Annotated in this window: 20 protein-coding genes; 1 reads left to right on the forward strand and 19 read right to left on the reverse strand. The window is 64.0% G+C overall.

The window, feature by feature from the left end; genetic code table 11:
• Window positions 1-15 precede the first annotated feature (15 nt).
• The 4 genes from accD to ACLB1G_RS14170 form a co-directional block, all read right to left on the reverse strand.
• Window positions 16-888, reverse strand: coding sequence for an acetyl-CoA carboxylase, carboxyltransferase subunit beta (gene accD / locus ACLB1G_RS14155; protein WP_491627863.1), 873 nt, complete (start codon window positions 886-888; stop codon window positions 16-18).
• Window positions 889-997: 109 nt separating this feature from the next.
• Window positions 998-2038: a DNA-3-methyladenine glycosylase family protein gene (locus ACLB1G_RS14160; RefSeq protein ID WP_491627864.1), complete on the reverse strand. Its 1041-nt coding sequence runs from the start codon at window positions 2036-2038 to the stop codon at window positions 998-1000.
• On the reverse strand, window positions 2035-2925 hold the full coding sequence (locus ACLB1G_RS14165) for a DMT family transporter (RefSeq protein WP_491627865.1): 891 nt from the start codon (window positions 2923-2925) through the stop codon (window positions 2035-2037). Before ACLB1G_RS14165 ends, ACLB1G_RS14160 begins: the two co-directional genes overlap by 4 nt.
• A 69-nt stretch (window positions 2926-2994) precedes the next feature.
• Window positions 2995-4041 carry an XdhC family protein gene (locus ACLB1G_RS14170; protein ID WP_491627866.1) on the reverse strand — a complete coding sequence of 349 codons (1047 nt, stop codon included), beginning with the start codon at window positions 4039-4041 and terminating at the stop codon, window positions 2995-2997.
• 37 nt (window positions 4042-4078) lie between these two features.
• On the opposite strand from ACLB1G_RS14170, the gene ACLB1G_RS14175 reads away from it, so the two are divergent.
• Window positions 4079-4240: a hypothetical protein gene (locus tag ACLB1G_RS14175; RefSeq protein ID WP_491627867.1), complete on the forward strand. Its 162-nt coding sequence runs from the start codon at window positions 4079-4081 to the stop codon at window positions 4238-4240.
• A 2-nt stretch (window positions 4241-4242) separates the two neighbouring features.
• Here the strand turns inward: ACLB1G_RS14175 and ACLB1G_RS14180 are convergent, their stop codons facing one another.
• The 15 genes from ACLB1G_RS14180 to ACLB1G_RS14250 form a co-directional block, all read right to left on the reverse strand.
• Window positions 4243-4641: a surface-adhesin E family protein gene (locus tag ACLB1G_RS14180; RefSeq protein ID WP_491627868.1), complete on the reverse strand. Its 399-nt coding sequence runs from the start codon at window positions 4639-4641 to the stop codon at window positions 4243-4245.
• A gap of 10 nt (window positions 4642-4651) precedes the next feature.
• On the reverse strand, window positions 4652-5752 hold the full coding sequence (locus ACLB1G_RS14185; RefSeq protein ID WP_491627869.1) for a M48 family metalloprotease: 1101 nt from the start codon (window positions 5750-5752) through the stop codon (window positions 4652-4654).
• Window positions 5753-5769: 17 nt separating this feature from the next.
• Window positions 5770-6219: a dUTP diphosphatase gene (gene dut / locus ACLB1G_RS14190; RefSeq protein ID WP_491627870.1), complete on the reverse strand. Its 450-nt coding sequence runs from the start codon at window positions 6217-6219 to the stop codon at window positions 5770-5772.
• Between the two features lie 57 nt (window positions 6220-6276).
• The gene (coaBC, locus tag ACLB1G_RS14195) at window positions 6277-7497 is read right to left on the reverse strand and encodes a bifunctional phosphopantothenoylcysteine decarboxylase/phosphopantothenate--cysteine ligase CoaBC (RefSeq protein WP_491627871.1); all 1221 of its coding nucleotides are present in this window, start codon (window positions 7495-7497) and stop codon (window positions 6277-6279) included.
• A 115-nt stretch (window positions 7498-7612) separates the two neighbouring features.
• Window positions 7613-8116: a signal peptidase II gene (gene lspA / locus ACLB1G_RS14200; RefSeq protein WP_491627872.1), complete on the reverse strand. Its 504-nt coding sequence runs from the start codon at window positions 8114-8116 to the stop codon at window positions 7613-7615.
• 127 nt (window positions 8117-8243) lie between these two features.
• Window positions 8244-11126: an isoleucine--tRNA ligase gene (gene ileS / locus ACLB1G_RS14205; RefSeq protein WP_491627873.1), complete on the reverse strand. Its 2883-nt coding sequence runs from the start codon at window positions 11124-11126 to the stop codon at window positions 8244-8246.
• Between the two features lie 65 nt (window positions 11127-11191).
• Window positions 11192-12169, reverse strand: a complete 978-nt coding sequence (locus ACLB1G_RS14210; RefSeq protein ID WP_491627874.1) for a bifunctional riboflavin kinase/FAD synthetase — start codon at window positions 12167-12169, stop codon at window positions 11192-11194.
• 240 nt (window positions 12170-12409) lie between these two features.
• Window positions 12410-13633, reverse strand: coding sequence for a tetratricopeptide repeat protein (locus ACLB1G_RS14215; protein ID WP_491627875.1), 1224 nt, complete (start codon window positions 13631-13633; stop codon window positions 12410-12412).
• A 72-nt stretch (window positions 13634-13705) separates the two neighbouring features.
• The gene (locus ACLB1G_RS14220) at window positions 13706-14137 is read right to left on the reverse strand and encodes an ExbD/TolR family protein (protein ID WP_491627876.1); all 432 of its coding nucleotides are present in this window, start codon (window positions 14135-14137) and stop codon (window positions 13706-13708) included.
• A gap of 60 nt (window positions 14138-14197) precedes the next feature.
• On the reverse strand, window positions 14198-14626 hold the full coding sequence (locus tag ACLB1G_RS14225) for an ExbD/TolR family protein (protein ID WP_491627877.1): 429 nt from the start codon (window positions 14624-14626) through the stop codon (window positions 14198-14200).
• Between the two features lie 6 nt (window positions 14627-14632).
• Entirely contained in the window at window positions 14633-15550 is a 918-nt protein-coding gene (locus tag ACLB1G_RS14230) for a MotA/TolQ/ExbB proton channel family protein (RefSeq protein WP_491627878.1), read from the reverse strand.
• 86 nt (window positions 15551-15636) lie between these two features.
• Window positions 15637-16299, reverse strand: coding sequence for an energy transducer TonB (locus ACLB1G_RS14235; protein WP_491627879.1), 663 nt, complete (start codon window positions 16297-16299; stop codon window positions 15637-15639).
• A gap of 500 nt (window positions 16300-16799) precedes the next feature.
• Window positions 16800-18338 (reverse strand): SpoVR family protein, encoded by a 1539-nt coding sequence (locus ACLB1G_RS14240; protein ID WP_491627880.1) that lies wholly within the window; start codon window positions 18336-18338, stop codon window positions 16800-16802.
• Complete coding sequence (locus ACLB1G_RS14245; RefSeq protein ID WP_491627881.1) at window positions 18338-19606, reverse strand: YeaH/YhbH family protein; 1269 nt, start codon at window positions 19604-19606, stop codon at window positions 18338-18340. Before ACLB1G_RS14245 ends, ACLB1G_RS14240 begins: the two co-directional genes overlap by 1 nt.
• 181 nt (window positions 19607-19787) lie before the next feature.
• Window positions 19788-21710, reverse strand: coding sequence for a PrkA family serine protein kinase (locus tag ACLB1G_RS14250; protein ID WP_491627882.1), 1923 nt, complete (start codon window positions 21708-21710; stop codon window positions 19788-19790).
• Window positions 21711-21733: the final 23 nt, after the last annotated feature.

The following is a 21733-nucleotide window of genomic DNA, read 5'->3' on the forward strand; positions in this document are numbered from 1 at the left end:
AGCTTGGGGACGCCATCATGCCACAGCATCGCGGGGGAGCTTCAACAGCAGCGCCATCAGGGCCGCCAGTTCGGCGCGCATGTCGCGGCGGTCGACGATCATGTCGATGGCGCCGCGCTCGAGCAGGAATTCGCTGCGCTGGTAGCCCTCCGGCAGGGTGACGCCCAGCGTGCTCTTGATCACGCGCGCGCCGGTGAAGGCGATCAGCGCCTTCGGCTCGGCGATCACGATGTCGCCCAAAAAACAGAAGGAGGCCGAGATGCCGCCCGAGGTCGGGTCGGTCAGCACCGAGATGAACGGCAATCCGTGTTCGGCCAGCTTGCCCAGCATGGCCGTGGTCTTGGCCATCTGCAGCAGCGATATCAAGCCTTCCTGCATGCGCGCCCCGCCGCTGGCCGTGATACAGATGAAGGGCGCGCGCTGGGCTATGGCCGCCTGCACGCCGCGCACGAAGCGTTCGCCCACCACCGAGCCCATGGAGCCACCCATGAAGCTGAATTCGAAGCAGGCCGCCACCGCCGGCACCGACAGGATGCTGCCGCTGATGACCACCAGCGCGTCGGTCTCGCCGGTGCTGTCCATGGCCTCGCGCAGGCGTTGCGGGTAGCTTTTGCTGCCCTTGAACCTGAGCGTGTCGACCGGCAGCAGTTCGAGGCCGATCTCGTGGCGCCCGCCGCTGTCGAGCAGGGCGTCCAGGCGCGCGCGGGCGCCGATGCGCATGTGGTGCGCGCACCTGGGACAAACGTGCAGGTTGGCTTCCAGGTCGGCGCGGTACAGCACCGCCTCGCAGGCCGGGCATTTCAGCCACAGTCCGTGCGGGATGGCGGCGCGCGGCGCGGACGCGGTGCGTTTGATCTGCGGCGGCAGCAGCTTTTCCAGCCAGCTCATGGTCACTCCTGGTTGTCGATAGGGAGTGCAAGGCTAAAGCCTGACGCTGGGTCAGGGTCAAGCGGCAGGCGGCAGGCGGCAGGAGCAGGAGCAGGAGCAGGCGGCAGGGTCAGGCTTCGGTGCCGCGCGGATGCAGGCTGGCCCACAGGTGGGCGGCCGCCATGGTACGGTGCGGACGGTAGCGCTGGAGGAATTGTTCGGCCTGCGCGATGCCGGGACGCTGTTCGCCGCCCAGCAGCGCGTGCAGCGCGGCGCGGATGGCGACGTCGCCGTGCAGCGAACAGTCGGCATAGGCGTAGCCGCGCAGCAGGCCGTAATTGACGGTCCACGGACCTATGCCTTTGACTGCCAGCAGCGCGGCCGAGATCTGTTCGATGCTGTGGTCCGGGCCCGGCTCCAGGCGTAGCGCGCCGTCGGCCACCAGGCGCGCGAAGCGTGCCAGGGTCTCGGCCTTGGCGCGTGAGAACTTGAGGCCGCCCAGCTGCTCGGGCGCCAGCCGCGCGGCGTCGGCCGCCGCCGGGTAGCACCACAGGCCGCTGCTGTGCTGGCGCCCGGCCTGCAGGATGAAGCTGCGGCGCAGCGAGATGGCGAACGGCAGGTTGATTTGCTGCCCGATGATGGCCCAGGTCAGCGCTTCGAACACGGTGGCCGACTGCACCACGCGCAGGCCAGGCTGGGCGCGCACGATGGCGCCCAGCAGCGGGTCATCCGCCACTGCGGCGCTGAATGGTGCGGGATCCAGGCGCAGTCCCAGCATACCCAGCGCGGCCTGGCGCGCCTGCGCTTCGGCGGCCGGCGTCAGGGCGCCATCGGCGTTGATGGTGACGCTGGCGGCAGCGCCCGTGCCGGCTGTGGCGCCCGGCGTTTCAATGGCTTGGCCGGCGTACGGCTGCCCTGCGGCCTCGCCGCCCGGCCTGGCACTGGCCAGGCTGGGGCCCGGCACCGCTGCCGCCGCGCCGCCGGCGGACAGCGCCGCCAAAGGTGGCAGCACGATATCCAGCACTACCGGCACGCCGTCCAGCAGCATGCCCTTGCGCAGCCGCTGTGCGCTCACTTCCTCGGCCACGCTGTGCGCGTCGCGGCTGTGGAAGGCCAGGATGTCGTGCAGCCGGTAGCCTTCCGGCAGCGGCAGCTCGTAACTCAGCGTCATGCGGAGGAGGCCTTGCGCAGCAAGCCCAGGCCGGGCCTGAACCCCGTCACCAGCGCGGTGCCGGCAATCACGATGGGCGCGCCCACCAGCGTGTTCCAGCCTATGTGTTCGCCCAGGAACAGCACGCCCCACAGGATGCCAAACAAAGGGCTGAGGAAGGTGACGGTGAGCGCCGAGGCCGGACCCACGTCCTGGATCAGGCGGAAGTAAATCAGGTAGGCCACGCCGCTGCACAGGATGCCCAGGGCCAGCACGGCGCCCATGATGCCGATGGTGGGCTGGCCCGGCGCCGGCGCGAACGGCAGCACCGGCAGCACCAGCAAAGTGGCGGCCCACATGCTGCCGTGCGCATTGGCGAAGGGTTCGACCGTCTTGGCCTGCTTGGCGTAGTTGCTGGCCACGCCGTAGTTGAAGGAGGCGAACAGCACGGCGGCAATCGCGATGCCGGCGCCCGGTTTGGCGCTGGCGTGGTCGAAGCCGACCAGCAGGGCCACGCCGCAGGCGCCCAGCAGCAGCCCCGCCAGCACCTCGCCGGACACCATGTGGCGCGTCCACACGGCCGCTACGATGGCGCCGAACAGCGGCGTGGTGGCGTTCAGTACCGCCAGGATGGAGGCCGACAGGGTGCGCGCCGCATAGGCGAACAGCAAAAAGGGCAGGGCGGAATTGAACAGGCCCAGTATCAGGTAGTGCTTCCAGTGGCGGCGCAGCTCCAGCGGCTTTTTCATCAGCAGTGCGATGGCGGCCAGGAACAGGGAGGCAAACAGCACGCGGTATTCGATCAGCTGGGCCGCGCCCAGCACCGGCGCGGCAATGCGCATGAACAGGAAGGAGCCGCCCCAGATGGCGGCCAGCAGTATCAGTTTGAACAGGTTGGTGGTGCTCATGCGCTTTCCTGGTGGACGGTCGGTCCGCTATTGTCCGGCGGCGCCCGTCCGCGCGCCAGTCCATTCTTGCTATTGAATTGTGCGCGCTGGCGCCTGGACGGGCGGCGGCTCGGCGGCGCAGGCAGTGTCGCCCGGCGTGGCGGTGGTGGCGGCGTGCGTGATGCGCAGCGCGTCCGGTACGCCGTTCTTGATCGCCGTCATTTCAGCCAGGATGGAGATGGCGATTTCGGCCGGGGTCTTGCTGCCGATGTACAGGCCGATGGGACCGTGCAAACGGTCTATCTGCTGCGGCGTCAGGTCGAACTGCAGCAGGCGTTCGCGGCGCCTGGCATTGTTCAGGCGCGAGCCGATCGCGCCCACATAGAAGGCGGGCGACTTGAGCGCCTCCATCAGGGCCAGGTCGTCCAGCTTGGGATCGTGGGTCAGCGCCACCACGGCGCTGCGGTGGTCCAGCTGCATTTCCGTCACCAGGTCGTCCGGCATGGCGTGCACCAGCCGCACGCCGTCGACCTGCCAGCCGGCGCGGTATTCCTCGCGCGGGTCGCACACGGTGACGTGGTAATCCATGGCGGTGGCGATCTGCGCCAGGAAGCGCGACAGCTGGCCGGCGCCTATCACCAGGAGGCGCCAGCGCGGGCCGTGCACGGTGGCCAGGGCTTGCTGGTCGAGCTGCAGCTGGGCGCCCGGCGCGGCGCGCGACAGTGCCACCGCGCCCGTTTGCAGGTCGAGGCGGCGCAGCACCAGTTCGTGGCGCTCCAGCCGCTGCAGCAGTTCGGCGACGCGGCTGTGTGCGCCCAGCGGCTCGATCGCCAGCTGTATGGTGCCGCCGCAGGGCAGGCCGAAGCGGTGGGCTTCGTCGGCCGTGATGCCGTAGGTGACGATTTCCGGCGCGCTGCGCTCGATGCCGTGGCTGCGCACGCGGGCGATCAGGTCGTCCTCGATGCAGCCGCCCGAGACCGAGCCTATCACCGTGCCATCCTCGCAGATTGCCAGGGTGGCGCCCACCGGGCGCGGGCTGGAGCCCCAGGTCTTGATGACGGTGACCAGCTGGCAGCGGCGGCCGGCGGCGATCCAGCTGGCGCTGGTCTTCAATACTTCGAGATCGATGCTATCCATGGCAGGGGCTTCCGGGTGGTGAGCGATGGACTATACTATGGCTACGTCCATCCTGCAGGAAGCCCCCATGAGTGAGAGCAATCGTAGCGACGATAGTCCCAAGTTCGGCCGCCTGCTGGCGGTGCTGGTGGCGGTGGTGCTGTTCTGCGTGGCCCTGACCTGGGTCATGGCCACTTACTTCCCCAACTTCCCGGCATAGCCTTATTTGCACACCCGCGCCAGCGCTGCATCCTGCGGCGTATCCGGCACGATGTCTTCGGGCGTGAATTTTTCGTACTTGTAGTTTTCGACCTGCTCGCCCTTGCCCATGGCGTCGCTGTAATAGACCTGGGCCAGCAGCACCGTGGTGCGCTCCTCGCAGGAATACAGGTGCAGGGCCTTGAGCGAGCGGTAGGGACGGCCCTCCGGGCTGCTCTGGGGCTTGGCGTAGTTGGACAGCGACCAGACCTTGCGCGTCTTGTCCTGCTTGATCACGCTGCCACGGTCGATATAGAAGGTGTTGCCGCCATTGCTGCCCACCTTGGTCCACTGGGCTGCCTTGACCCAGCTGGAGGCCACCACCATCATGGCCAGTATCATCAGCAGGCTGAATCGTTTCATGCTTCGCTCCTCAGGGCAGCAGCGGGCGCTTGGCAGCCTGCTTGGACCGGATCTCGGCCACCGTCTTGTCGATCGCCGCTAGGCGGTAGTTGACCGCCGGATGGTTGGCGGTATAGCCGTTCAGCACCGTGGCCGGATATTGCGTGGCCAGCCGCTGCCAGAAGGCGCGCGCGTGGCCCACGTCGTAGCCGGCGCGCGCCACCATGTACAGCGACAGCTGGTCGGCCGCCGCATCCAGTTCCTGCGGCATGGGCTTGACCCCGGCGCTGCCGATCAGCATGGACAGGTCGGGCCGCACCGTCACCAGGTTGTCGATGATGCTGCCTATGGTGTAGGCCTGGCGCGTGATGGCGGCGTGGCCCAGCACATTGTGGGCGATGTCCTTGGCCAGCACGAAGGCGATGGCTTCGTCGCTCTGGGCGAAGTTGACCATGCCGCGCGTGATCAGCACGCGCGAGCCGTCGGCATAGGAATTGATGTTGTCGGCGTTGCCGATGTCGATCTTGAAGGCGCAGGCCCGCGTCACCGGGATGCTGACGCTCTGCGTGGCTTCGCCGCGCTGCACCTGCAGCTTGATGATCTGGCGCGTGGATACCAGCGGCCCGAACACGGCGGCCGCCGCGGTCTCCGCGTTGGGACCGGTGGGCAGCGGCTTGTTCTCGGCGGCCAGCAGGGCGTCGCCCTTGCGCAGGCCGGAGCGCGCTGCGCCGCTGCCGGCCAGGACGCTGGACACCACCAGCTTGTCGCCATAGCCCAGCGCGGCCTGGGCCGCGTCGGCGTATTCGCCCGGATAGGAATACTTGTTCTTGGCCGTGAAGCCCAGCAGGTTGCGGGCCTGGGTCTTGCACAGGTCGGCGTTGTTGATCAGGATGGGCGCCGCCACCCGGTACAGCCGGTCCTGCAGCGCCACCATCTGCTCCAGGGCCTCGCGCGCCGCCGCCATTTTGGGCGTGACCACCGGCGCTTCCTCGCGCACGGGCGGACGCGGCGCCGTCACCGGCTCCTCGGGCAGGGGCGTGGAGTGGAAGGTGGAGCAGGCCGGCAGCAGCACGGCCAGGGCGCCCAGCGCCAGACCACGAATGGGGAAGGAAGTGAGCTTGTGCCTGGCCATGCGTGCCGTCTCCTGTTTTAGTGTTTGCCGGTGCTGCCGAAACCGCCGTCGCCACGCTCGCTGGCGCCGAACTCCTCGACCACGTTGAAGCCGACCTGCAGCACCGGCACGATCACCAGCTGGGCCAGGCGCTCCATGGGGTTGAGCGTGAAGGCGTTCTGACCCCGGTTCCAGGTCGATACCATCAGCTGGCCCTGGTAGTCGGAGTCGATCAAGCCTACCAGATTCCCCAGCACGATGCCGTTTTTATGCCCCATGCCGCTGCGCGGCAGGATCACGGCGGCGTAGCCGGGATCGGCCAGGTGGATGGCCAGGCCGGTGGGGATCAGCACGGTCTGGCCGGCTTCTATGGTGATGGGGGCGTCTATGCAGGCGCGCAGGTCCAGGCCGGCGGAACCGGGAGTGGCGTAGGCCGGCAGCTGGTCCTTCATGCGCGGGTCGAGGATTTTGATGTCGATGGTTTTCATGGCGGTGTGGGATGCCGGGGACGGGCGCAAGCGCCGCGCCGCCCTGGCTGGACTGGGTTACTGGAACAATGACTGCGCATTGATGCGCTTGGAAATTTCCGAGATCAGCTGGCGCGCCAGGGTCAGCTTGTCGGCGCGCGGCAGGATGGTGTGGCCGGCCTCGTCGAACAGGATGATGGTGTTGTCATCCTGGCCAAAGGTGTGGTGGCCGATATTCCCTACCAGCAGGGGTATGCCTTTCTTCTCGCGCTTGTCGGCGCCGAACTGCACCAGGTTTTCCGATTCGGCGGCAAAGCCCACGCAGTAGGGATGGCCCGCCAGCGTGGTGCGCGCCGCCACCTTGGCCAGGATGTCGGGGTTCTGCTCGAACTTCAGGTCCGGCACCGAGCCGTCATCCTTTTTCTTGAGCTTGTGGTCGCTGGCGTTGGCCACGCGCCAGTCGGCCACGGCCGCAACCGCAATGAAGATGTGCTGGCCGTCCACGTGCGCCATGACGGCGTCGTGCATCTGCTGGGCGCTTTGCACATTGATGCGCTGTACGCCGTGCGGGGTAGGCAAGGCCGTGGGGCCGGACACCAGCACCACCTCGGCGCCGGCTTCGCGCGCGGCGCGCGCCACGGCGTAGCCCATCTTCCCCGAGGACAGGTTGGTGATGCCGCGCACCGGGTCGATGGCCTCGAAAGTAGGGCCGGCTGTGATCAGCATGCGCTTGCCCGCCAGGACCTTGGGCTGGAAGGCCGCCACCACTTCCTCCAGCAGCTCGCTGGGTTCCAGCATGCGGCCCAGGCCCGTTTCACCGCAGGCCTGCTGGCCGGCGGCCGGGCCGAAGATCACGATGCCGTCATCGCGCAGCTGGGCCGCGTTGCGCTGGGTGGCGGGGTTCTGCCACATTTCCACGTTCATGGCCGGCGCCACCAGCAGCGGCACGTGGCGCGGGCGCGCCAGGCACAGGGTGGATAGCAAATCGTCGCACACGCCGTGCGCCAGCTTGACCATGAAGTCGGCCGAGCAGGGCGCGATCAAGATCGCGTCGGCGCCGCGCGTCAGGTCGATATGGGCCATGTTGTTCTCCACGCGCGCATCCCACTGGCTGCTGTACACGGTATTGCCGGACAGGGCTTGCATGGTGACGGGTGTGATGAAGTGGGTGGCGGCGTCCGTCATGACCACCTGCACCGAGGCGCCGGCCTTGGCCAGCGCGCGGCACAGCTCGGCGGCCTTGTAGCAGGCCACGCCGCCGGACAGGCCGAGGACGATTTTTTTGCCGGATAATTCCATGATGCTGCTCCCTTGGAAGGTGTTTCAACATGAGCGTGGCTAGGCGCGGCTCCGAAGACAGTGCGCCTGCACGGCGAGGAGCCGCAACAACGCCACGGTCATGTTGAAACGGATTCTAGCGATTGACGCGGCGCAGTTCGTCCAGGATAAACAGGGCGGCGCCCAGGCAGATGGCGGAATCTGCGATGTTAAAGGCCGGGAAGTGGCCCCAGCCGGCCCAGTGGAAATCGAGGAAGTCGATCACGTGGCCGTACAGCAGGCGGTCGATCACGTTGCCGATGGCGCCGCCCAGTATCAGCGCCAGGGCCCAGCAGAACAGGCGCTGGCCGGCGTGCTTCTTGAGCAGGTAGATGATGAAGGCGGCGGCGGCCAGGCCGATGCCGGTGAAGAAGTAGCGCTGCCAGCCGCTTTCATTGGACAGGAAGCTGAACGCGGCGCCGCGGTTGTAGGCCAGCACCAGGTTGAAGAAGGAAGTCACCACCAGTTCCTCACCCAGGCGGAACAGCTTGGCGATGGTGATCTTGCTCAGCTGGTCCAGCAGGATGACGATGACGGCAATGCCCAGCCACGGGGTCAGGCTGCTGGACGATTTGGTGGTGAAGCGGTTTTTAGTGGCCATTGTGCTGGAAGTGGTTCATCAATATAGTCGCCGTCATTCCCGCGAAAGCGGGTATCCATGCTGAGCGTGCGTTACTGGCAGTGCACGCCCGGCATGGACCCCCGCGTGCGCGGGAGCGACCGGCAGTTTAAGCGAATTTGCGCTTTTCGCCCGCACCAAACAGGTTGCTATGGCAGCGGCCGCACAGGGTCGGATGGTCGGCGTGGCTGCCGACGTCGGCGCGGTAGTGCCAGCAGCGCTCGCACTTGGGCGCGCTGGACGCCGCCACCGCGACTTCTTCGGCCGCCTCGTCGGCCACCTCGCTCACCTGGGCCAGCGAGGTGATGAAGATGAACTTGAGGTCATCCTCCAGGCTGGCCAGCAGCCGGTACTTGTCGCCGGCCGCCTTGATGGAGAGCTCCGCCTGCAGCGAGGAACCAATGGCGCCCGAGGTGCGCAAGTCTTCCAGCTGCTTGGTGACGCCGGCGCGCACCGCGCGCAGGGCCGCGTACTTGGCCAGCAGCGCCTCGCTGTCGGCCAGTTCCGGCAGCTGCCACCAGGTCTGGGTAAAGATGGTTTCGCCGCTGGCGGCGTAGGTTTCCGGGCCGGCAAAGATGGCCCAGGCTTCCTCGGCCGTGAAGGACAGGGCCGGCGCCATCAAACGCAGCAGGCTCTGCGTCAGGTGCCACAGCGCGGTCTGGGCCGAGCGCCGCGCCTGGGAGGTCACGCCGGTGGTGTACAGGCGGTCCTTGAGGATGTCCAGGTAGAAGCCGCCCAGGTCTTCCGAGCAGTAGTTCTGCAGCTTGGCCATGACCGGCTGGAACTCGTACTGCGCGTAGTGGGCCTGCAGCTCCTGCTGCAGCGCGGCCATGTTGGCGATGGCGTAGCGGTCGATTTCCAGCAGTTCAGCCACCGGCACCGCATCCTTGGCGGCGTCGAAGTCGGACAGGTTGGCCAGCAGGAAGCGCAGGGTGTTGCGGATGCGGCGGTAGGCTTCCGTCACGCGCTTGAGGATCTCGTCCGAGATCGACAGCTCGCCGGTGTAGTCGGTGGACGCCACCCACAGCCGCAGCATGTCGGCGCCCAGCTTGTTCCACACGTCCTGCGGCGCCACCGTGTTGCCAATGGACTTGGACATTTTCTTGCCTTCGCCATCGACCACGAAGCCGTGGGTCAGCAGGGCCTTGTACGGCGGTGCGCCGTTCAGCATGGAGGAGGTCAGCAGCGAGGAGTGGAACCAGCCGCGGTGCTGGTCCGAGCCTTCCAGGTACAGGTCGGCCGGGAAGGCCGACTGCTCCTTGTGTGAACCGCGCAGCACGGTCTGGTGGGTGGTGCCGGAATCGAACCACACGTCCAGGGTGTCCTTGTTTTTCTCGTACTGGGTCGCCTCGTCGCCGATCAGGTCCTGCAGGTCCAGCGCCTGCCAGGCGGCGATGCCGCCCTGTTCGATCAGCCTGGCCACCTGCTCCAGCAGTTCCGGAGTGCGCGGGTGCAGGGCGCCGGTTTCCTTGTGCACCACGAAGGCCATGGGCACGCCCCACTGGCGCTGGCGCGACAGGGTCCAGTCGGGACGGTTGGCGATCATGCCGTGCAGGCGCGCCTTGCCCCAGTCGGGGAAGAACTGCGTGTCATCGATGCCCTTGAGCGCAGTCTGGCGCAGGGTGGGGCCGCCATCCTTGGGCTGCACGTCCATGCCGGCAAACCACTGCGAGGTGGCGCGGTAGATGATGGGCGTCTTGTGGCGCCAGCAGTGCATGTAGCTGTGGTCGAACATCTTCAGTTCGAACAGGGCGCCGGCTTCCCTGAGCGCGTTGCAGATCGGCTTGGAGGCCTCCCAGATGGTCAGGCCGCCGAACAGGGGCAGGGTGGAGGCGTATTTGCCGTCGCCCATGACCGGGGTCAGGATGTTCGCATCCTTCATGCCGTGCGCGCGGCAGGAGATGAAGTCGTCCAGGCCGTAGGCCGGGGCCGAGTGCACCACGCCGGTGCCGCTGTCCGTGGTCACGTAGTCCGCCATGTAGACCGGCGACAAACGGTCGTAGAATGGGTCGGCCGCATGCAGCGGGTGGCGGAAGCTGATGCCGTCGAAAGCGGCGCCGTGGCAGGTGGCGATGGTGGTGCCTTCCAGCTTGTAGCGCGCCAGGCAGGCTTCGACCAGGTCCTGGGCCAGGATCAGCAGCAGCGGCTGGCCGTCGCGCTCCGTCTGCACCAGGGCGTAAATCACTTCCGGATGCACGTTCAGCGCCTGGTTGGACGGGATGGTCCAGGGCGTGGTGGTCCAGATCACGATGTAGCCGTTCTCGGTGGGCAGCTGCGGCAGCTGGAAGGCGGCTGCCAGCTTGTCCATCTCGGCGAACTTGAAGCCCACGTCGATGGCCGGGTCGCGCTTGTCCTTGTACTCCACCTCGGCCTCGGCCAGGGCCGACTGGCAGTCGAAGCACCAGTTGACCGGCTTCAGGCCGCGGTACACATAGCCCTTCTCCAGCAGGGCGCCGAGGGCGCGCAGTTCGTCGGCCTCGTTGGAGTAGTTCATGGTCAGGTAGGGGTTCTGCCACTCGCCCAGCACGCCCAGGCGGATGAAGTCCTTGCGCTGGCGGTCCACCTGTTCCAGCGCGTAGGCGCGGGCCTTGGTCAGCACCTCGGCGGTGGGCAGGTTCTTGCCGTACTGTTTTTCGATCTGGATCTCGATCGGCATGCCGTGGCAATCCCAGCCCGGCACATAGGGCGCATCGTAGCCGGACAGGGTGCGCGACTTGACCACCATGTCCTTCAGGATCTTGTTGACGGCGTGGCCGATGTGGATGTCGCCGTTGGCGTACGGCGGGCCGTCGTGCAGGATGAACTTGGGCCGGCCGGCGGCCGCCTTGCGGATGCGTTCATAGATCTTCTTGTCCTGCCATTGCTGCACCCAGCCCGGTTCGCGCTTGGCCAGGTCGCCGCGCATGGGGAAGGGGGTTTCGGTCATGTTGACCGGGTATTTGCTCTCGGGCTTGGCGCCCTGTTTCGGTTTCTGCTCTTTGGAGTCGGACATGATCATTCTTCAGTGTGACGTAGACGTATTCGGGAGGGTCGCCGGCGCGCGTGGCGGTCGCGCGCTCAAATTCGGTCGGTGGCGTTGATGCTGCCGTGGGCGGCGCGGCGGGCGAAGAATTCGCGCGCCATGTTGGAGTCGCGGGCGATGGCGGCGGTGAGCGCTTCCAGGCCCTCGTATTTTTCCTCGTCGCGCAGCTTGTGCAGGAATTCGACCCGCACCTGGCGCCCGTAGGCCTGCTGCGCATAATCGAACACATGGACTTCCAGCAGCACGCGGCCGCTGTCGTCCACCGTCGGGCGCACGCCCAGGCTGGCCACGGCCGGCAGCGGATGTTCGGCCAGGCCGTGCACCTGGACCACGAAGATGCCGGCCAGGGCCGGGCGGTGCGGCACCCGCAGGTTGAGGGTGGGGAAGCCCAGGGTGCGGCCCAGCTTCTGGCCGTGCACCACGTGGCCGGACATGGAATAGGGATGGCCCAGCAGGGCCTCGGCATGCAGGAAGTCGCCCTGCGACAGGGCGGCGCGCACCGCCGACGAGGAGATGCGGGTGTCGCCGTTCATCACCGTGGGCAGGGTTTCGACCTGGAAGCCGTGGCGCTGGCCGGCCTCGGCCAGCATGGCGACATTGCCGGCGCGGCGGGCGCCGTAGCAGAAGTCGTCGCCCACCATCAGCCATTTCACGTGCAGGCCGTCGACCAGCACTTTTTCCGTGAAGTCCTGCGGTGTCAGCGCGGCGAAGCTGGCCGAGAAGTGTTCGACGATGACGCGGTCTATGCCATTGTCGGACAGCGATTGCAGCTTGTCGCGCAAGTTGGCGATGCGGGCCGGGGCCCTGGACAGGTCGCCGGCGCGGCGGGCAAAGAATTCGCGCGGATGCGGTTCGAAGGTCATCACGGCCGCTTCCAGGCCCAGGCGGTCGGCTGCAGAGCGCACGCGGGCCAGCAGGGCCTGGTGGCCAAGGTGCACGCCGTCGAAGTTGCCTATCGTGAGGGCGCACGGCGCACGCGCCGCCGCGTTGGGAAGACCGCGAAATACCTTCATGGGAATCCGGAAAAACTGTCGCTAAATCATGGATTATACGGGCTGTTGGCCGGGAACACACCGGCCGCCGCCCATCCCGGGGGCAAAACCGGGGCTGGACAAGAAAAAAGCGCTGTTCGCACGGGGCGGACAGCGCTTTGAGGGTGTTTCAAAATGAGCGTGCCTAGGCGCGGCTCCGAAGACAGTGCGACTGCACGGCGAGGAGCCGCAACGACGGCACGGTCTTTTTGTAACGGCCTCTTACAGCGGGTGGTTGATGTTGGCGATCCAATAGCGTGCCAGGTCGGCGGCGCCGTTCTCGCCCTTGACGGTTTTCAAGGTGGCGATGGCGGCCGGTTTCTTGCCGGCGTTGGCCTGGGCGATACCGTAATGCAGCTTCAGCTCTTCCGGACGCTTGGCGGTACCCATCTTCACAGCCTGGTCCATCAGGGCCAGGCCCTTGTCGGTCTTGCCGGCGGACACCAGGGCAAAGCCCACGTTGCCCAGCGAATCAGCATCCTTGGCCTTGGTGGCTTCCGCTTCGGTGGCGGCCGACTTGGCGTCGAACTCGCTCTGGGTCTTGGTGGCCAGGTCCTTCAGGCGCTGGTGGCGCGAAGCATCGCTACCGGTGCCCAGGGCGCCCTTCTTGTAGCCCTGGTCGATGATCTTGATGGCTTCGGCCGGATTGCCCACTTGCAGGGCCAGCTGGCTCATTTCCATGTATTCATTCGGCTTGGACAGCAGGCCGAAGGCCAGCTTCAGGCGCAGCAGGTCCAGCGACAGGGTGGACGAGAAGCCCGGCTTGGTCTGCACGCGCTGCAGCAGGTCGGCCCAGGTCTTGGCGTTGGGGTAGGTGGCGGCCCAGCGCTCCAGGGTCTGCACGTAGCCAGCCTTGTCGTTCTGCTTCAGCTGGATGTTGGCCAGCATGCCCAGCTGGGCTTCGGTCAGGTTCTTGCTGCCTGCCAGTTCCTTGGAGGCTTCGGCGTACTTGCCGCTGATGTAGTAGGTCTGTATCAGCAGCTCGTGCATGGCGGCGTTGTTCGGGTTGTCCTTCAGGACGCGCTGCAGGTAGGTGATGGCCTTGGGGTAATCCTTGATGCGGTAATAGATGCTGGCCAGGGCTTCGGTGATCTTGGGCTGCTCGGCCGGCGACAGCTTGCCGGAGTTGACCACCACTTCGAAGGAGCGGGCGGCGGTCTCATAGTCGCCGGCGGCGCCAGCGATGGAGCCGCGGGTGCGCTCGATCAGATAGGTTTCATTGGCGTTCTTGCCGCCCACGCTGTCGGTTTCCTTCAGCTTGGCCAGCGCTTCCTTGTTCTTGCCGGACGCTGCCAGCTTTTGTGCTTCCTGCAGGGGCTTGCCGATTTCAGCCCGCAGGGTTTCAGCGGCGTGGGCCACCGAGATCACACCGGTCAGGGGAGCGGCAGCGGTAAAACCGAGAGCGGCCAGGGCCAGGCCGAGATGCGCGAGACGAAACTTGGTCATGAGGAAGTTTTCTTTCATCTAAAAAGCGAAATAGGCAGGAAAGTCCTGCCTATTTGGTCATCAAATAGCGATTTATTGGAACTGCTCGTTACCGACCAGGCCAATCTTGGTCACGCCCAGGCGCTGGGCCGAAGCCATCACGCCAGCCACGACTTTGTACTCCACCAGCTTGTTGGGGCGCAGGTGCACCTCAGGCTGGTCCGGTTGCGCGGCGACCTCGGTCAGCTTTGCTTCCAGGCTGGCACGATCGGGGACCACTTGGTTGTCCCACAGGATGGTGCCGTCGAAGTCCACGTCGATGGTGACCACGACCGGTTCCTTGGTCGGGGGCGGCGGGGTGCCGACCGGCATGTTCAGATTGACCGAGTGGTTGGCTTTCGGAATCGTAATGATCATCATGATAATCAGCACCAGCATCACGTCGATGAGGGGCGTCATATTCATTTCCATCATTGGTTCCGGATCCGCGCCACCGCTCGATGGGGAGCCGACATTCATACTCATGGATGTTTCCTTTTAAGAAGTGTCTGGGCCCGCCGCGGACTGGCCGCGGCGGGCAGGGGATTAACCCTTGTCAGGCGGTTCGGTGATGAAACCGACCTTCTGAATGCCAGCACGCTGGGTGGTGTAGATGACTTTGCCGATTGCTTCGTAGCGGGTTTCTTGGTCGCCACGGACATGCACTTCCGGCTGGGGCAGCTTCACCGCTTCCACCTTCAGAAAATCGAACAGCTCATTCGCGTCACGCATTTTCTTCTGATTCCAGTAGATGTCACCATCTTTGCTAACAACGATGTTGACGTCTTCCGGCTTGGTCTGGATAACCTGGTTGGTTTCCTGGGGCAGCTGGATCTTGATCAGCTTCAGGACCACCGGGCTCGTAATCAGGAAGATGATCAGCAGAACCAACATGATGTCCACAAGGGGCGTCGTGTTGATTTCCGACATGACCTGGTCTTCGCCTCCGTCTTCGGAGCCTACGGACATCGACATGATTAATTACCCGATCTTTTTAGCACCGGCGGTGCGGGCAGCGGCTTCGCTGGTCGACATGGCGCCGGAGATCAGCACCGAGTGCACGTCAGCCGAGAAGGAACGCACGTCTTCCATGGCGGACTTGTTGCGGCGCACCAGCCAGTTGTAGCCCAGCACGGCGGGAACTGCAACGAACAGACCGAAGGCGGTCATGATCAGTGCTTCACCCACGGGACCTGCCACTTTGTCGATCGAGGCGTTACCGGACATGCCGATGGCGATCAGTGCATTGTAAATACCCCACACGGTACCGAACAGACCGATGAACGGTGCGGTCGAACCCACGGTAGCCAGGAAAGACAGGCCGTCTTGCAGACGCGACTGGACTTTGTCCACGGCGCGCTGGATCGACATGGTCACCCAGGTCGACAGGTCGATCTGCTCCAGCAGGGCGCCGTCGTGGTGGGCGGTGGCCTTGGTGCCGGTTTCGGCGATGAAGCGGAACGGCGAGCCTTCAGCCAGGGTAGCCGAACCAGCGGCGATCGAGGAGGCTTTCCAGAACTTGGCGGTGGTTTCTTTCGACTGCTTGAAGATCTTCATCTGGTCGATCAGCTTGGTCACGATGATGTACCAGGAACCGATGGACATCAGCGACAGGATGATCAGGGTGCCGCGCGACACGAAGCCCGCTTCCCACACGGCGGAGAAGCCGTAGGGGTTATCCACTTCTTCCTTGCCGCCGTGCGCCGCAGGAGCTGCAGCTTCAGCTGCCGGCGCAGGTGCTGCTGCCGCATCCGCTGCCGGCGCGGCGGCGGGTGCCGAAGCGGCTGCCGAGGCGGCCGCATCCTGGGCGAACGCAGGAGCGCTCACCAGGGCGGTAGCTGCGGTCACCGAGAACAGCACAGCGGCCAGTACAGCAGACAAACGGGTATTCTTAAACATGCTTCCTCCAAATTGATAAAATAATCAGATCGCTGAACGTAATGCCAACGAAACTACTACTGTTTGAGACGGTGTTCTGTCTCGGCTTACTCCAGCGTCCAGACATATTGCATCTGCTGCCAGGCTTGTTGCGGTACGCCGTCGATGGTGCCGGGTTTGAAGCGGCACTTACTGATGCCAGCCACCGCTGCTTTGTCCAGGTCGCGGAAACCACTGGATTTCACAACCTTGGAGTCGGCCACACGGCCGTCGGTCCCGATCAGGAACGACAGGGTCACGGTGCCCGTTTCTTCGTTACGCAGGGACGACTTCGGCCACTCCGGCTTGGCGCAGGTGCTGAAGTCGACCACCGCAGCAGTGGTCACGCCGGTCTTTGCCGGACCAGGCGGGGCCGCTGGAGGCGCCGGAGGCGCTTTCTGGATCTCCGTCGTGGCCGGTTTCACGTTAGTCGCGTTCTGGATAACGTTTTGCGGCGGCGGCGGTTGCTGCACGTTCACTTCGACCGGCGGGATGAACGGCGGCGGCGGTGCCTTCATTTCCGGCGGAGGTGGCGGTGGCGGGAGCTCTTTCGGTGGCGGAGGCTTGACTTCCTCGATGATCTTGGTCTCCACCGGTGCGACCATCTTGGCGACCAAACGCTTACCCAAGCCCGTCACGATTCCGTAAGCGACCAAAAGGTGCAACAAAACGACAATTGTGATGCCTGTAAAGTTCTTCCCGGCGTTTTTTTCGTTGTGCGTGAAATTCATGCCTGCTTTCTCCAATACCAACTCTTTTTGGTGCTACTGAACCCCCAAAATGGCGACGCAAAACAACGGTCGCATCCGGGACGTCGGCGAATTATACATACGAATTCTTGATTTTACATAGATTTTTCACCCCAAAAAGCGGTTAATTTTCATGCGTTTAGCCTCTGTGATAGCGCTCACTTTGCACCGCTGCGGCGCAGCATGCAAGTGACTGGGACCCAGTTTTGGGGCGTGCGCAGTCATACTATCACTAAGTTTTCTGATAACGAAGAAAACGGAATAATCTCAACGTAACTTTACTACAGACGATGGAAAATTCGCCCACTTCCGTTTCTTCCGTGAAATAATCAGCAATCTGTCTATACAAGATTCCCTCCCTCGGTGATTGACTTTCCCCTTGTTTCGTGCTTAATGGAAAAAGCAAGCGGGGCCGGGCTGTTTCCAGCCCGGCCCCGCGTCCGCCACCGGGCGCGCCGGTGGCCTTGCCGCCTCCGGTGCGCCTAGCTGCGGGCGCGTTTCTCCCGTTTCACCTCCAGCGTGGACACCACGTCCCCCGAGGGGGAGACGGTTTCCAGGCGCACATCGAAGCCCCACAGCCGGGCCACGTGCTTGAGCACCTCATGGGCCTGCTGGTTCAGCGGCCGGCGCTGGAACTGGGTATGACGCAAGGTTAATGCCCGGTCGTCGCGGGTGTTGACCTGCCACACCTGGATGTTGGGTTCCCGGTTGCCAAGATTATATTGTTCCGCCAGCTGCTGGCGCACATATCGGTAGCCCATCTCGTCATGGATGGCGGAAATCGCCAGTTTCTCGTTGTTGTCGTCGTCCAGCACGGCAAAGAAGTGGAAATCGCGTATCAGCTTGGGCGACAGATACTGTGCAATGAAACTTTCGTCCTTGAAATTGCGCATGGCAAAGTCCAGGGTCTTGCGCCAGTCGCTGCCGGCGATGTCCGGGAACCATACCCGGTCCTCGTCGGTCGGGTTCTCGCAGATGCGGCGTATGTCCGTCATCATTGCGAAGCCCAGGGCGTAGGGGTTGATGCCGCTGTAATAGGGGCTGGCCACAGGGGGCTGGTAGACCACGTTGGTGTGACTCTTGAGGAATTCCATCATGAAGCCGTCGCCCACCACCCCCTCGTCGTACAGCTGGTTGAGGATGGTGTAATGCCAGAAGGTGGCCCAGCCCTCGTTCATGACCTGGGTCTGGCGCTGCGGATAGAAGTATTGCGAAATCTTGCGCACGATGCGCACCATCTCGCGCTGCCAGGGTTCCAGCAGGGGCGCGTACTTTTCGATGAAGTACAGCAGGTTTTCCTCCGGCTCGGGCGGGAAGCGCGGCGCCGGGCGGTTGACTTCCTCCTCCTCGCGCCGGGGCAGGGTGCGCCACAGCTCGTTGACCTGCGATTGCAGGTAGGCTTCGCGCTCCTTCTGGCGGGCCCGCTCCTGGGCCAGCGACAGCTTGGCCGGCCGCTTGTAGCGGTCCACGCCGTAGTTCTGGATGGCGTGGCAGGAATCGAGCAGCAGCTCGACAGCCTCGATGCCGTGGCGCTGCTCGCATTCGGCAATATAGTTCTTGGCGAACACCATGTAGTCGACGATGGCTTCGGCATCGGTCCAGGTGCGGAACAGATAATTGCCCTTGAAGAAGGAATTGTGCCCATAGGCAGCATGGGCTATCACCAGCGCCTGCATGGTCAGGCTGTTTTCCTCCATCAGGTAGGCAATGCAGGGCGAGGAATTGATGACGATCTCGTAGGCCAAGCCCATCTGGCCGCGCTTGTAGCCTTTCTCGGTGGCCAGGAAATGCTTGCCGAACGACCAGTGGTGGTAGGACACCGGCATGCCGACCGAGGTGTAGGCATCCATCATCTGCTCGGCCGTGATGATTTCCAGCTGGTTGGGATAGGTGTCCAGCCCGAAGCCCTCGGCCACGCGGCGGATCTCCTCATGGGCCTGCTCGATCAGCTCGAACGTCCACTCCGACTGCTCGGGCAGGGCGCGCGGGTGGCGCGGCTTGGGGGGGGTCATATCGTTCATTATTTCGGCTGCTTCTTGAAGAGTTCGCGGAACACCGGGTAGATGTCGGCCGGCGTGACGATTTTCTGCATGGCGAAATGCGGGTGGTGATCGGGCACCTGGGAATACTGTTCCCACAGGTTTTGCGGCGGCCCGTCCGTGATCTCCACATAGGTGTAGTACTGGACCTTGGGCATGATGGTGTTGACCAGCAGCTGGCGGCACAGCACCGAGTCGTTGTCCCAGTTGTCGCCATCCGAGGCCTGGGCCACGTAGCTGTTCCAGCTGCCGGCGCCGTAGCGCTCGGTGATGATCTTGTCCAGCAAGTGCAGCGCCGAGGACACCACCGTGCCGCCCGACTCGCGCGAATGGAAGAATTCATCCTCGTCCACCTCGGAGGCGGCCGTGTGGTGGCGGATGAACACCACCTCGATCTTGTCGTACACGCGCTTCAGGAACAGATACAGCAGGATGAAGAAGCGCTTGGCCGTGTCCTTGCGGGTCTCGTCCATGGAGCCGGACACGTCCATGATGCAGAACATCACGGCCTGGGTCATGGGCTTGGGCACCTTGACCCGGTTGGTGTAGCGCAGGTCGAAGGGATCGATATAGGGGATGGCCAGGATGCGCGTGTGCAGATGGTGTATCAGTTTCTTGAGCTCCACCACCTGCGGATCGGACGGCGGCACATCCGCTTCCAGCAGCGCCTCCAGCTCGGCCTCGGCTTCGGCCAGGCGCCGCCGCGACGGCCCGCCCACCGCGATGCGCCGCCCCAGGGCCCCGCGCAGCGAGCGCAGCACGTGGATATTGGACGGCGTGCCGGACACCGTGTAGCCGGCGCGCTGGTTCTTGAACTCGGTGGTGGCGGTCAGCTGGGTCTTGACCAGGTTGGGCAGTTCGAGGTCCTCGAAGAAGTAATTCATGAATTCTTCGCGGGACAGTTCGAAGATGAAATCGTCCTCGCTGGTCTGGTCGCTGTTGCCGGCCTTGCCACGCCCGGCCCCGCCGCCGCCCTTGGGCCGGTTGATCAGGTCGCCCTTCTGGTATTCCTCGTTGCCGGGATTGATGGTTTCCCACACGCCGCCATGGGCGTGGCCAAACGAGGGCTCGCTCACATCCTTGACCGGGATGGAGACTTTTTCGCCATTCTCGATGTCGGTGATGGAGCGGCCCTTGATGGCCCTTCCCACCGCATCCTTGATCTGCGACTTGTAGCGCCGCAAGAAGCGCTCGCGGTTGACCGCGGACTTGTTCTTGCCTTGCAAACGACGGTCTATGAGGTAAGTCAAAAGATGCCTCCTGCTGCCAATTGAGGGAGTTAAAACCTACTGCGCGGCCCGCTATCGCCGCTGCGTTGCTCAGCGTACCTCCGTACGCTTGCGCTACTCCCGACGATAACGAACCGCTCGCTACGGTTTTTAAAAGTCCCTTTGTGGGGCTGGCGCCGCCGAGGGAGGCGCCAGGCTGCCCTTAAGACGACTTCCTCACCCGCAGATACCATTCGCACAGCAGACGCACCTGCTTGGCGGTGTAGCCCTTCTCCACCATGCGCGCCACGAAGTCGGCGTGCTTGTTGGCGTCCTCGGCGCTGGCCTTGGCGTTGAAGGATATCACCGGCAGCAGCTCCTCCGTGTTGGAGAACATTTTTTTCTCGATCACGGTGCGGAACTTCTCGTAGCTGGTCCAGGCCGGATTCTTGCCGCCGTTGTTGGCCCGCGCCCGCAGGCCGAAGTTGACGATTTCGTTGCGGAAGTCCTTGGGATTGGAAATCCCTGCCGGTTTCTCGATCTTCTCCAGCTCGTTGTTCAGGGCTTCGCGGTCGAAGCTCTCGCCGGTGTCCGGATCGCGGTATTCCTGGTCCTGTATCCAGAAGTCGGCAAACGTGACGTAGCGGTCGAAGATGTTCTGGCCGTATTCGGAATAGCTCTCCAGGTAGGCGGTCTGGATTTCCTTGCCGATGAATTCGACGTAGCGCTGCGCCAGATGTTCCTTGATGAAGGAGAAGTATTTCTGTTCCGTTTCTGGCGGGAACTGCTCACGCTCGACCTGCTGCTCCAGCACGTACAGCAAATGCACCGGGTTGGCCGCCACTTCCGTGTTGTCGAAGTTGAAGACCTTGGACAGGATCTTGAAGGCGAAGCGGGTCGACAGGCCGTTCATGCCCTCGTCCACGCCGGCGTAGTCCACGTATTCGTGGATGGACTTGGCCTTGGGATCGGTGTCCTTGAGGTTTTCGCCGTCGTACACCAGCATCTTGCTGAACAGGCTGGAGTTCTCCGGCTCCTTCAGGCGCGACAGGATGGCGAACTGGGCCATCATTTTCAGGGTGCCCGGCGCGCACGGCGCCTTGGCCAGCGAGGAATTGAGCAGCAGCTTGTCGTAGATCTTGATCTCGTCCGTCACGCGCAGGCAGTACGGGACCTTGACGATGTAGATGCGGTCCAGGAAGGCCTCGTTGTTGCGGTTGTTCTTGAACGACTTCCATTCCGACTCATTGGAGTGGGCCAGGATGATGCCGTCGAAGGGGATGGCGCCGAAGCCTTCCGTTCCCTTGTAGTTGCCTTCCTGGGTGGCGGTCAGCAGCGGATGCAGCACCTTGATCGGGGCCTTGAACATCTCGACGAATTCCATCAGGCCCTGGTTGGCCAGGCACAGCCCGCCCGAGTAGCTGTAGGCGTCCGGATCGTCCTGCGAATAGTCTTCCAGCTTGCGGATGTCGACCTTGCCGACCAGCGAGGAAATGTCCTGGTTGTTCTCGTCGCCGGGCTCGGTCTTGGAAATGGCGATCTGCTTGAGCACGGAGGGATAGCGCTTGACCACGCGGAACTGGTTGATGTCGCCATTGAATTCGTGCAGGCGCTTGACGGCCCACGGGCTGGGGATGCCGCGCAGGTAGCGGCGCGGGATGCCGTAGTCTTCCTCCAGGATGACGCCGTCTTCCTCCTCGTTGAACAGGCCCAGCGGCGACTCGTTGACCGGCGAGCCTTTCAGGCAGTAGAAGGGCACATGTTCCATCAGCGACTTGAGCTTCTCGGCTATCGAGGACTTGCCGCCGCCCACCGGACCGAGCAGGTAGAGGATCTGCTTGCGCTCCTCCAGGCCCTGGGCCGCATGGCGGAAGTAGGACACCACCTGCTCGATGACTTCCTCGGTGCCGTAGAACTCGCGGAAGGCGGGATAGATCTTGATGACCTTGTTGGCGAAGATGCGTGACAGCCGGGTATCGTTGCGGGTATCGACCAGGGTGGGTTCGCCGATCGCGGCCAGCATGCGCTCGGGCGCGCTGGCGTAGGCCATCTTGTCTTTCTTGCAGAGTTCGAGATATTCCTTCATGGACATCTCTTCCTCTTTGGTCCGTTCATACCGTGCAGCGTAGTTATCAAAAATGGTCATTTGAATGTCCTTTATGTGAACCT

Source organism: Duganella kummerowiae (assembly GCF_053572355.1).